The organism is Oricola cellulosilytica (assembly GCF_019966575.1).
Taxonomy (GTDB): Bacteria; Pseudomonadota; Alphaproteobacteria; order Rhizobiales; family Rhizobiaceae; genus Oricola; species Oricola cellulosilytica.
The window spans coordinates 764,236-775,302 of record NZ_JAINFK010000001.1 but is presented as its reverse complement, the minus strand read 5'-3'; the positions used below and the strand labels follow the sequence as shown (position 1 = coordinate 775,302).

At 63.7% G+C, this 11,067-nt stretch carries 11 protein-coding genes; 9 read left to right on the top strand and 2 right to left on the bottom strand.

The genetic code is table 11. The annotated features are described in order from the left end of the window. Positions 1–135 precede the first annotated feature (135 nt). Positions 136–1,119: a Gfo/Idh/MocA family protein gene (locus LC298_RS03715; RefSeq protein ID WP_131565810.1), complete on the top strand. Its 984-nt coding sequence runs from the start codon at positions 136–138 to the stop codon at positions 1,117–1,119. Positions 1,120–1,125: 6 nt separating this feature from the next. Here LC298_RS03715 and LC298_RS03710 read toward each other — a convergent pair whose 3' ends face one another. Next, a complete protein-coding gene (locus LC298_RS03710) occupies positions 1,126–1,506 on the bottom strand; it encodes a GtrA family protein (RefSeq protein ID WP_131565811.1) in 381 nt (126 codons plus the stop codon). Positions 1,507–1,535: 29 nt separating this feature from the next. After that, positions 1,536–2,600 carry a glycosyltransferase gene (locus LC298_RS03705; protein WP_131564559.1) on the bottom strand — a complete coding sequence of 355 codons (1,065 nt, stop codon included), beginning with the start codon at positions 2,598–2,600 and terminating at the stop codon, positions 1,536–1,538. A gap of 86 nt (positions 2,601–2,686) precedes the next feature. Between LC298_RS03705 and LC298_RS03700 the strand changes: the two genes are divergently transcribed. The 8 genes from LC298_RS03700 (at position 2,687) to LC298_RS03665 (ending at position 11,047) form a co-directional block, all read left to right on the top strand. Then, the gene (locus LC298_RS03700; protein WP_131564561.1) at positions 2,687–4,507 is read left to right on the top strand and encodes a GtrA family protein; all 1,821 of its coding nucleotides are present in this window, start codon (positions 2,687–2,689) and stop codon (positions 4,505–4,507) included. A gap of 76 nt (positions 4,508–4,583) precedes the next feature. Next, positions 4,584–5,633: a penicillin-insensitive murein endopeptidase gene (gene mepA / locus LC298_RS03695; RefSeq protein ID WP_131564563.1), complete on the top strand. Its 1,050-nt coding sequence runs from the start codon at positions 4,584–4,586 to the stop codon at positions 5,631–5,633. Positions 5,634–5,723: 90 nt separating this feature from the next. Next, on the top strand, positions 5,724–6,128 hold the full coding sequence (locus LC298_RS03690) for a methylglyoxal synthase (RefSeq protein ID WP_131564565.1): 405 nt from the start codon (positions 5,724–5,726) through the stop codon (positions 6,126–6,128). Next, entirely contained in the window at positions 6,121–7,152 is a 1,032-nt protein-coding gene (locus LC298_RS03685) for a glucokinase (RefSeq protein WP_131564567.1), read from the top strand. Before LC298_RS03690 ends, LC298_RS03685 begins: the two co-directional genes overlap by 8 nt. 68 nt (positions 7,153–7,220) lie before the next feature. Then, positions 7,221–9,050, top strand: coding sequence for an ABC transporter ATP-binding protein (locus LC298_RS03680; RefSeq protein WP_223385521.1), 1,830 nt, complete (start codon positions 7,221–7,223; stop codon positions 9,048–9,050). Between the two features lie 5 nt (positions 9,051–9,055). Next, positions 9,056–9,877 carry a 4-hydroxy-tetrahydrodipicolinate reductase gene (dapB, locus tag LC298_RS03675; RefSeq protein ID WP_131564569.1) on the top strand — a complete coding sequence of 274 codons (822 nt, stop codon included), beginning with the start codon at positions 9,056–9,058 and terminating at the stop codon, positions 9,875–9,877. Between the two features lie 24 nt (positions 9,878–9,901). Then, a complete protein-coding gene (locus tag LC298_RS03670) occupies positions 9,902–10,543 on the top strand; it encodes a 2,3-bisphosphoglycerate-dependent phosphoglycerate mutase (protein WP_131564571.1) in 642 nt (213 codons plus the stop codon). Between the two features lie 72 nt (positions 10,544–10,615). Then, a complete protein-coding gene (locus LC298_RS03665) occupies positions 10,616–11,047 on the top strand; it encodes a GNAT family N-acetyltransferase (protein ID WP_131564573.1) in 432 nt (143 codons plus the stop codon). The last annotated feature ends 20 nt before the right edge of the window (positions 11,048–11,067 follow it).

Here is an 11,067-nt window from a genome sequence, read left to right as displayed (position 1 = left end):
TCCGCCTGCCCCTCAACAGGTGACAGAAGTGTGCGGCAGAGGTTTTGAGATAGATTTGGGATGCGCGTTCGCATTTGAACGCGCCTGGTCACCGGCGGTTAAGGCAATCCGTCAACCAACCGGAAAGGAATGGATATGTTCAGGTGGGGAGTTCTTTCGACGGCGAAGATCGGCCGCGAGCAGGTCATTCCGGCGATCTGCGAGAGCGCCAATGGCGTACTCTCCGCCGTCGCCAGCCGCGATGGGAGCCGCGCGGATGAGGTTGCCAGCCGCTTCGGCGCGCCGCACGCATTCGGGTCCTACGAGGCGATGCTCGCCTCCGATACGGTGGACGGCGTCTACATACCGCTGACCACCGATCTTCACGTCGAGTGGGCGATCAAGTCAGCCGACGCGGGAAAACATGTGCTCGTTGAAAAGCCTCTCGCGCTGGACGCGGGGCAGATCGATGACGTCATCGCAGCACGCGACCGCAACGGCGTCACCGTGTCAGAGGCCTTCATGGTCATCTATCACCCGCAACTCCACAAGGTGCGCGACCTGATCGCCGATGGCGCCATTGGAACGCTGCGCCAGGTCGACGGCGCATTCACCTATTTCAACGTCGACCCCGCGAACATGCGCAACAGGCCGGAGCTCGGCGGCGGGGTTATTCCCGACATTGGCGTCTATCCGACCGTGACGACCCGCTTCGCGACCGGCATGGAGCCGGTCCGCCTTCAGGCAACCGTCGATTACGATCCGGATTTCGGGATTGACCGTTACGCCAGCGTTCGCGCCGATTTCGGCGGGTTCGAATTGACGTTCTACATCTCCACCCAGCTCGCCAACCGGCAGACCATCGCCTTTCACGGCGACAAGGGTTTCATCGAAATGTCGACCCCCTGGAATTCGAACCTCTATGAGGGTGACGAGGTGCGCCTGCACGATGCTCCGCACGGCAGGACCGAAATCTTCCGCTTCACCGGCGTCAGGCAGTACCGGCTGCAGGTCGAGGCGTTCGTCCGCGCCGCCAGCGGCGAGGGCGAGGTGATGACGCTTGAATCCTCGGTGAAGAACCAGAGGGTTATCGATGCGATCTATCGCGCCGGCAAGAGCGGCGGGTGGGAGAGCATCTGAACGGTCCTAGCCGCGCGAAAACACGAAGCGTGAATAGCCGACATAGGAAAAGACGGTCACGAAAGCGACGGCGATAACCAGCGCGCCAAGCGGCGTGAACAGGTTCGGTGCGGCCAGCAACAGCCCGGAATAGATCGCATAATTCAGCACGGCTCCCGTGATCGCAACGGCGCCGTAGCGCGCGCCTTCCCTGACGACGTGGCGGTCGCTCTTGCCGAACGTCATCGTGCGGTTGATCATCCATGTCGCGAACATGGCCGCGCCGATGGCGAATATCCGCGCGCTGAAAGGGCCGAGCGGCGTGAACGCCATCAGGCCGGTCAGCACCGACGCGTCGACCACGAAACCGGTCCCGCCCGCGACGGCAAACCCGAAAAATCGCCGCATGAGGCGCTTCGGCAAGACAAATGCCATCTTCACGAACCGCCGGCCTTGACGCGTCTTCCCTTGACGCGACTTGCTTTGTCCTCCGCGTCCTTGCGGGTGGCCGCTGGCCTGTCCGTCCGCCGTGTCCTTTCACGGGAGCCGGCTCGCATCTCGCCGCGGCGTGCCGGCTGGTTGAGATAAGCCATGCGCATTTGTTCCACGCGCCCGGCGGCGACCGAATCGAGGATGAGGCCGGTCACCATCATCAGCGTCGCGAGGAGCAGAAGTCCGACGGCGCCGATCCATGTCGGCACGCGGCTGACAATACCCGTCGTCAAATACTCCAGGACGGGCGGGATCATGAAGAAGACGCTGGCCGCAAACAGGAGCCCGGCGATCAACGAGAAAAAGCGCAGTGGCTGCGTCTCCTTCATCATCCGCACGAACATGAACAGGATGCGCACGCCGTCGCGCACCGTCGACAGCTTCGACGACGACCCCGCGGGGCGGCGCCCATAGTCGAGCGCGACCTCTGCCACCGGAAGCTTCATCTGGCTGGCATGGACCGACATCTCCGTCTCGATTTCGAACCCGGACGAGATTGCCGGGAAGCTCTTGACGAAGCGCCGCGTGAACACGCGGTAGCCGGACAGGATGTCGGAGAAATCGGTACCGAACATGTACCGGTAAAGGCGGTTGAACGCGCGGTTCCCGAACGCGTGGCCGCTGCGCCCTGCGTCTTCGCGCACTCCGGAGCGTACGCCGACCACCATGTCGACGCGCTCGCTCAGCAGCGTCGCGACGAGCTGCGGCGCGTCCTCGGGGGAATAGGTGCCGTCGCCATCGGCCATGATGTAAAGATCGGCCTCGATGTCGGAGAACATCCGGCGGACGACATGGCCCTTGCCCTGGCGGCGTTCCTGCACGACGGTCGCGCCTGCCCGGCGCGCCTCGATGGCCGTGTGGTCGGACGAGTTGTTGTCGAACACGTATATGCGCGCGGAGGGCAGCGCGTCGCCGAAACCCCGAACCACGTCGCCGATCGTGGGCGCCTCGTTGTAGCACGGCAGAATGACTGCGATATCGAGGGTTTCGAAAGGCGCGTATTCCGGCATGGATTGTCCCCGAGCGGTTTGCTTTACCTTTTCTTGATCCGGTTAAGTTTACGTATAACGCGTTTTCTCGGTGCGGATCGTATCTGATGACGCTGATTTCCGATGATCGGTCTTCCCACGCGCCGTCGCGCGCCGGCGAAGGAGACCGCGCAGGCTGGTTCGAGCCGGCGCTGCTGGCCTCATGCGGTACGCTCTTTGTCGTTGCGGTCGGCCTGCGCGCCGCTGATGTCGGTATCCCGAATTCCGACGATCTGATGCGGCTCGTGCAGGTGCGCGATCTGCTCGGCGGTCAGCCCTGGTACGACCTGACCCAGTATCGTCTGGGACTTGCCGAGGGGACGGCGATGCATTGGTCGCGCCTCGTCGATGCGCCGATAGCGGGTATTGTCCGAGCTGCAGCCGCGGTCACGGGCTCGTTGGAAAAGGCGGAAGCGGTGGCGCGTATCCTCTGGCCGGCGCTGACCTTTTTTCTCGCCATGCTTGCGCTTGTAACGGCCTGCGTCCGGACCGGCCGGCGCGCGGCACTCCTTCCGGTCGCTGTCGTCGGCGCGTTCGCGCTGTGGACCACGGGCGCCTTCGCGTCCGGCGCGTTGGACCATCACAACATTCAGATCGCCCTCGCACTATGGTTGCTGGCGCTGCTGTTGCCCGGCAGCCGGCCCGTCGCGGCGAACGCCGCCGCCGGGGCCACGGCGGTCCTGATGCTGGCGATAGGCATGGAGGCCTTGCCCTATGTCGCGCTGGCCGGGGCCTTGGCGGCGACAGGATTTACCATCGGCTCCACCGGCAAGGACGAGGCGCGGGCATTCGGCCTGTCGCTGGCGGTGACAACCGTCGCCGTGTTTCTGGCCACCGTTGGCCCCGGGAACTGGCGAAATGACACCTGCGACGCCTTTTCGGCGTTTCATCTCGTTGCAGCGACGCTGGGCGGTGCCGGGTTGGCGGCCGCCACATATATCCGGCGCGGTGGGCTCTGGCGCGGACTTGCCGTTCTGGCCGTCGGCGCGGTGATGCTTGCGGTCGTCACCGCCGCATTCCCCCAATGTCTCGAAAATCCACTCGCTTCGCTTGATCCGCGCCTGCACGAGTTCTGGCTGGAGGGCGTTGTTGAAACGCGCTCAATCGGCAAACTCTGGATGACCGATCCGTTCGCGCTTCCCGGGCTTTTCGCTCTCGCCGTCTGCGCGGTTGTCGTGACGCTTTTTTCGCTCCGGAAAGCCGGGCGCGATCGCCGTCCGCTGGCGGTATTTCTCGCCTTCCTGGCGATGGGGATAGCCGTGACGGCATGGCAGCAGCGCGGCTTCGTTTTCGCCACGGCCTTCGCAATTCTACCGCTTGGCTTCTGGATCGCGGATATCCGGAGCGGCATGCCGGCGAGACGGTCCAGGACCCAAACGCTGGCGTTGGCCGGCGCCTGGTTGCTATCCGTCAATCTGGTTTGGTGGATGGGCGCAGCATATGCTGCGGCCCTGTTTTCCGGCACTCCCCCGCTGCAGCAGCAGGCCGCCAGCGTGTCTCCACGTGATTATTGCTACACCGCCGATCTCTATGAAACACTCCAGGAGGAGCCGGCCGGGGTGGTCCTCGGCGCGACGGACATCGGTGCAAGCCTGCTCCTTTACACGCCCCATCGCGCTATTGCCGGGCCCTATCATCGCAACACCGGCGGAAATCTCCTGCTGATCCAAGTGATGCTGGCGCCGCCGGAGGAAGCACGGACCCTCCTTGAGCGGCACGGCGTCACCCATGTCGCCGATTGTTTGAACGCTGCCGACGGGTTCGAGTTCATCAATGCCTCTCCTGACGGCTTTCAGGCGCGATTGCGGGATGAACGGAACCTCGCCTGGCTCGAACCTGTTCCCGGCACCTGGAACACACCGATGCCCGTTTACCGCGTCCGCCGGTAACCGGCCTCTTTGAGTGGGCGGCGAACCGGTTTACGCTCTGACGGACATGACCTGAGGCCCTTTGATGAGCATGAGAATGACTTTCAGACCGTCGGCCGGCCACAAGCGGCTCCGCATGTTTGTCCTGGGGGCCGCGCTCGTTGCGGTCTCGGCCCATGGAGCCCGGGCCCAGACGGCGGCGAAGGAGCTGTTCGGCCGCACGCCCCTGCCGACCGTGAGCGCACCCGCGGCCCACGGCTTCTACTCCAAGGGATGCGTGGCGGGCGCGGTCGCCATGCCCGTTGACGGGCCGACCTGGCAGGCCATGCGTTTGGAGCGCAACCGCCGCTGGGGCCATCCGGATATGATCGCGCTGCTTCAGAAACTCTCCCGCGAAGCCGTTCAGGACGGGTGGCCGGGTCTGCTGGTCGGCGATATCTCGCAGCCGCGAGGCGGGCCGATGTTGTCGGGCCACGCCTCGCACCAGGTCGGGCTCGATGCAGACATCTGGCTGACAAAGATGCCGGATCGCCGCCTGACGGTCAGCGAACGCGCCAATGTCAGCGCCGTATCGATGCTCAAGGCCAACTCCCTCCACGTCGACCCGGAGATATGGAGTCCGGCGCATGGCCGGCTGATCGCCCGCGCCGCCTCCTATGACGAGGTGGAGCGCATCTTCGTCCACCCCGGCATCAAGAAAGCGATGTGCGACCGGTACGGCGCATCCCGCGCCAATGATTCCTGGATGCGAAAGATACGACCCTATTACGGGCACCACTATCACTTTCACGTGCGCATCCGTTGTCCCTCCGATTCGGCGAATTGCCGCCCGCAGAATACTACGCCGCCCGGCAATGGCTGCGATGGCTCGCTCGACTGGTGGTTCACTTCGGAACCCTGGGCTCCGAAAAAGCCGGAGCCGGGAGCAAAGCCGCCCAAGAAACGCGAGATTACGCTCGCTCAGTTGCCGAAGGCCTGCTCGGCCGTACTGCGCGGTGCGGCTCCTGCCGACGAATCTCTCGTCACCTACGATACCGGCTACAAGCCGGACCTGGCGCGGGCATCGGCCATACCTGTTGCGGCTGTCCCGGCGACAGATTCGCGCTTGCCGGTAATCATTCCGGTGCCGTCCCCTCGCCCGGACTGAACTGCATTCCCGATTCGGACTTTTATCCGCGCACCATTTGCCTTATGCGGTTCAAACGATTTAATTACATCGATGCGGGGCAATGTCGGAATGAGCGGAAAACGGCGCATCGCGCTGGTCGCCCATGACCAGAAGAAGGATAATCTCGTTGACTTCGTGCGCCGGCATGCCGCCGAACTCGGCAGGTATGAGCTGGTCGCAACAGGCACAACGGGGGGCCGGCTGGTTGAAGCGTGTCCGCAACTGACGCTGCGGCGCCTCAAGAGCGGGCCTCTGGGCGGGGACCAGCAGATAGGCGCAATGATTGCCGAGGGCGACATCGAAGCGGTCGTATTTTTCGTGGATCCGCTTACGCCGATGCCGCACGACGTCGACGTAAAGGCGCTCATGCGTCTCGCCATTGTGTACGACATCGCACTCGCGTTAAACCGCAAGTCGGCTGAAGCGCTGCTGGCGTTCTTGCGAGACAGGGAAAAAGGAACGGCCGATGGCTAACGTATCTTCAGGGACGGCAAAAGTCCTCCATTTTCCGATCCTGATCGCCGATATTGGCGGAACCAATGCCCGCTTTGCGATCGTCACGGATTCCTATGCCGAGGCCAAGCGGTTCCCCTCCATCAAGACGGCGGACTACCCGACGCTCGATGAAGCCATCCAGTCGGTCGTCCTCGACAAGACCTCGATCCAGCCGAGGACCGCCGTTCTGGCGGTGGCCGGGCCGACCGACGGCGACGAGATAGACCTGACGAATTGCGACTGGATCGTGCGGCCGAAACAGCTCATTGAGACTCAGGGTTTTGGAGATGTGATCGTGCTCAACGATTACGAGGCACAGGCTCTGGCGGTCGTGGCGCTAGACGGGGAGTTTCTCAAGCCGGTTGGCGGCGGTGAGAAAATAGAAAGCTCGAACCGGGTGGTGATCGGGCCCGGAACAGGGCTTGGGGTCGCCGGTATCGTGCACGGCGCCAATACCTGGATACCCGTTCCGGGGGAGGGTGGCCATGTCGATATCGGTCCCCGCACCGAGCGCGATTACCAGGTCTTCCCGCATCTCGAGACGATCGGCGGCCGGGTCTCCGGCGAGCAGATTCTTTGCGGACGCGGACTGGTCAATCTCTATCGCGCGGTCGCGAAGGCGGACGCGAAATCGCCGGCCCTTTCGAAACCCGAGGAGATCACCGCCGCCGCACTCGACGGAAGCGACCCGGTTGCCGTCGAGACCGCAGATCTCTTCCTCGAATATCTGGCGCGGATATCGGGTGATCTCGCCCTGATCTTCATGGCGCGCGGCGGCATCTACCTGACCGGCGGCATCACCCACAAGATCCTGCCCATGCTCGACGAGAAGCGCTTTCGCGCAGCCTTTGACAACAAGGAGCCGCATCGCAATCTCCTGGAGCAGGTTCCGGTCTATGTGATCCTGCACGATCAGGCGCCCCTCGAGGGGCTCGCGGCCTATGCACGCACGCCCTCGCGGTTTGGCGTCGATGTGGAAGGACGCTGGTGGCGCGCCGATTGACCCCGCTTGCCCGTCTGTTCGACGACCGGTAATAGCCCTTGCGAAGCGGACCTGTTGCGGAAAGACCGTTGGACGGAATTCGAGGAAAACCCACGCTGACGGCCAGCTCCGTTTACGCGGTGCTGAAGAGGATCGTATCCGAGAACGGCCGCGAGTATCTTGGCACCTATGCGATCGCGATCGTCTGCCTCGTTCTCGTCGCGGTGACGACGGCGTTTGCCGCATGGATCATGCGCGACGTGATAGACGAGATATTCTACCGTCAGCGCTCCGACCTAATCGTCCTGATCTGTATTGCCGTATTCATGGCCTTTCTCATCCGCGGCATTGCCAGCTACCTGCAGGCGATCATGCTGGCCCGGATCGGCAACGACATCGTCGCGAGATACCAGAAGAGGGTCTTCAACAAGCTTCTGTCGCTGGGCGTGAACTTCTTCGCCGACGAGCGTTCCGGGCAGCTTGCCGCGCGCATCAATCAGAACGTGACCGGCGTGCGCGACGTGTTGTCGATTACAATGACGTCGATCGCGCGAGATTTCGTCGCCCTCGTCGGACTTCTGTTCGTGATGGTCACCCAGGACTGGTTCCTGTCGCTGATCGCCTTCCTTGTCGCGCCTCCGCTGATTCTGGCGGTCACCTATGTGTCGCGCCGCGTGCGGGGCGTGGTGCGCGAAACGGTCACTCTGAACGCCAGCGTGATCGGGACGATGCAGGAGGTGTCGCAGGGCATCACCGTCGTCAAGGCGTTCACAATGGAAGACCAGCTCAGGGCGCGCATTGGCGACATGATCGAGCGGGCCCGCGAACGCGCCGACAAACTGGCCAGTGTTTCGGAAAGGGTGACGCCGCTTTCGGAAATCCTCGCCGGTCTGGCGATCGCCTCGGTCATCGGATATGGCGGGTTCCGCGCGATCACCGCCGACCAGCCCCCGGGCGCGATGTTTGCCTTCATCACCGCTCTGATGCTCGCCTACGAGCCGGCCAAGCGGCTCGCCCGGCTGCAGGTCAATCTCGAACGCGCCATGGTCAATGCGCGCATGATCTACGAGCTGCTCGATCTGGAGCCAAGACAGCGCGACGCGCCGGACGCCTCTGATCTGCACGTCGATCGCGGGCAGATCGTCTTCGACAAGGTCGATTTTTCCTACGATGACGGAGCGCCCGTGCTCACACGCCTGTCGCTCGTCGCCGAGGCCGGCAAGACAACGGCCATCGTCGGCGTATCCGGCGCCGGAAAGTCGACCGTCATCGGGCTGGTCCAGCGCTTCTACGATCCGGACAGCGGCGTCATCGCCATCGATGGCCAGGACATTCGAGGAGTCACCAAGGCATCGCTGCGCGGCTCGATCGCCTATGTATCGCAGCAGCCCTACCTCTTCGAGGGGACGATCCGCGACAACATCCGCTACGGACGCCCCGATGCGACGGATGCCGAGATCGAGGAGGCGGCGGCGCTTGCCAATGCCGACGGTTTCATCCGCGAGCAGGCGCTGGGATATGACACGCCGGTTGGCGAGAACGGCGTGACCCTTTCCGGCGGTCAGCGCCAGCGATTGTCGATCGCCCGCGCCATCGTGCGCAACGCGCCGATCCTGCTGTTGGACGAGGCGACATCGGCGCTTGACAACGATTCCGAAAAGCTCGTCCAGGATGCCCTCGACAAGATCATGCGGGACCGCACGACGATCGTCATCGCCCACCGCCTGTCGACGGTCGTCAGCGCCGACAAGATTATCGTCATGGATGCGGGCCGCGTGGTCGAGGAGGGAACTCATCGCGAGCTTGTCTCCAGGCCGGACGGAATCTATGCCCGTTTCTATGCGCTGCAAGGCCAAACGGCTCCCGATCTGCTGGACGGGCCGGACGACGCGAAGGCGGCGATTAGGGAAGTGGGGTAGAGACGATGGCAAGAACACGGATCGCCGTCATGGGCGCGGGCGGCCGGATGGGCAGAAATCTCATCCGGGCGATCGGCGAAAGCGCCGATGCGGAGTTGTCGGGAGCGCTTGAACGCGAAGGCTCGCCGCAGATCGGAGCCGATTGCGGCATTCTCGCTGGTCTGGAGGAAAGCGGCGTCAAGGTGACCGACGCCATGGATGCGGCCTTCGCGAATGCCGAAGCCGTGCTCGACTTTACCGCGCCGTCCGCAACGCTGGCGGTCGCCGAATACACGGCTGCGAACGGGATTGTGCATGTGATCGGCACGACCGGTCTGTCGGCCGACGACGAGGCGGCGATCGGCGAGGCCGCGCAGAAGACCGCGATCGTCAAATCCGGCAACATGAGCATGGGCGTCATCTTGCTCGCCGAACTCGTCGAACAGGCGGCCCGCGCGCTCGATGCCGCCGACTGGGACATCGAGGTGCTTGAAATGCACCACCGCCACAAGGTCGACGCGCCATCCGGCACGGCCCTGCTTCTGGGCGAGGCCGCTGCCAGGGGGCGGTCGGTCCCGCTCGAGGAAAAATCGGTGCGTGTGCGCGACGGCCATACCGGCCCGCGCGATCCCTCGGCGATCGGATTCGCCACGTTGCGGGGCGGATCGGTCGTGGGCGACCACTCCGTCATCATGGCGGGACCGGGCGAGCGGGTCACTCTGGCGCACCACGCCGAGGATCGGATGATCTTCGCCCGGGGTGCGGTGAAAGCCGCGCTGTGGGCGCATGGCCGCCAACCCGGCCTCTATTCGATGCGCCACGTGCTTGGTCTCGAAACCACGCCATAGACCCAACAACGCAGGGAGCTTTTCATGTCAGGAACCATGGTTCTGGTCCGCCACGGACAAAGCGAATGGAACAAGAAGAACCTGTTCACCGGCTGGAAGGATCCGGATCTTACCGAGCTCGGCATTGAGGAGGCCGAAACCGGCGCGAAAGCGCTGAAGGACTACGGCATCAAATTCGATATCGCGTTTACCTCGGTGCTGGTGCGCGCCGAGAAGACCTGCCAGATCATTCTCGACGGCATCGGCCAGTCCGATCTCGAGACCATACACGACCAGGCGCTGAACGAGCGCAACTATGGCGATCTGGCCGGCCTCAACAAGGATGACGCCCGCGCCAAATGGGGCGAGGAGCAGGTCCACATCTGGCGCCGCTCCTACGATGTGCCGCCGCCCGGCGACGATGGCGAGAGCCTGAAGGACACCGGCGCCCGGGTCTGGCCCTATTACATGACCGACATCCTGCCGCGCGTTCTTCGCGGCCAGAAGGTTCTCGTCGCCGCGCACGGCAATTCGCTGCGCGCCATGGTCATGATCCTGGACCGGCTGAGCACGCAGGAGGTGACCGGCCTCAACCTCGCGACCGGCGTGCCGATGGTCTACAAGCTCAACCCGGACTCCACCGTCGCATCCAAGGAAGTCCTCGGCGACATGTCCGGCGCGCACTGAAGGTTTGTTCTGGCTGAGGTGATTATCCGTCCGGCCCGACGGGACGAAGGTGATGCGCTGACGGCGCTCTGCGTGCGTTCGAAGGTCCATTGGGGCTATGATGCGGATTTCATCGCAAGAGCAATGCCGGATTTGACCGTCCGGCCCGAATGGATCGAAGCCGGGCTGATCCTTGTCGCCGAGAGCGAACGGCTGCTGGCCGGGGTCGCGGGGATCACCGACGAAGGTGGCGGCGAATTCGACGTTTCGGTCTTTTTCGTCGATCCGCCCTTCATGGGCAAGGGCGTCGGCCGGCTGCTGTTTCAGGCGCTGGCCGAACTTGCGCGGACACGTGGCGGAAAACGACTGACCATTCTCGCCGATCCGAATGCCGGCCGCTTTTACGAGCGCATGGGGGCGGTACAGGTGGGAAAGGAACGATCAGGGACAAGCGGAAGGGTGCTGCCGCTCTTCCACTTCAGGCTGGGTTCTGGTTCGCGGCACCCCGCTGATGGAGATCGCTGATTGGGCGGATGTCGCATTGG

Bases quoted from the DNA above. Each gene is read 5' to 3' on its own strand.
- LC298_RS03715 (WP_131565810.1), top strand. From the start codon at position 136: ATGTTCAGGTGGGGAGTTCTTTCGACGGCGAAGATCGGCCGCGAGCAG.
- LC298_RS03710 (WP_131565811.1), bottom strand. From the start codon at position 1,506: ATGCGGCGATTTTTCGGGTTTGCCGTCGCGGGCGGGACCGGTTTCGTG.
- LC298_RS03705 (WP_131564559.1), bottom strand. From the start codon at position 2,600: ATGCCGGAATACGCGCCTTTCGAAACCCTCGATATCGCAGTCATTCTG.
- LC298_RS03700 (WP_131564561.1), top strand. From the start codon at position 2,687: ATGACGCTGATTTCCGATGATCGGTCTTCCCACGCGCCGTCGCGCGCC.
- mepA (WP_131564563.1), top strand. From the start codon at position 4,584: ATGACTTTCAGACCGTCGGCCGGCCACAAGCGGCTCCGCATGTTTGTC.
- LC298_RS03690 (WP_131564565.1), top strand. From the start codon at position 5,724: ATGAGCGGAAAACGGCGCATCGCGCTGGTCGCCCATGACCAGAAGAAG.
- LC298_RS03685 (WP_131564567.1), top strand. From the start codon at position 6,121: ATGGCTAACGTATCTTCAGGGACGGCAAAAGTCCTCCATTTTCCGATC.
- dapB (WP_131564569.1), top strand. From the start codon at position 9,056: ATGGCAAGAACACGGATCGCCGTCATGGGCGCGGGCGGCCGGATGGGC.
- LC298_RS03670 (WP_131564571.1), top strand. From the start codon at position 9,902: ATGTCAGGAACCATGGTTCTGGTCCGCCACGGACAAAGCGAATGGAAC.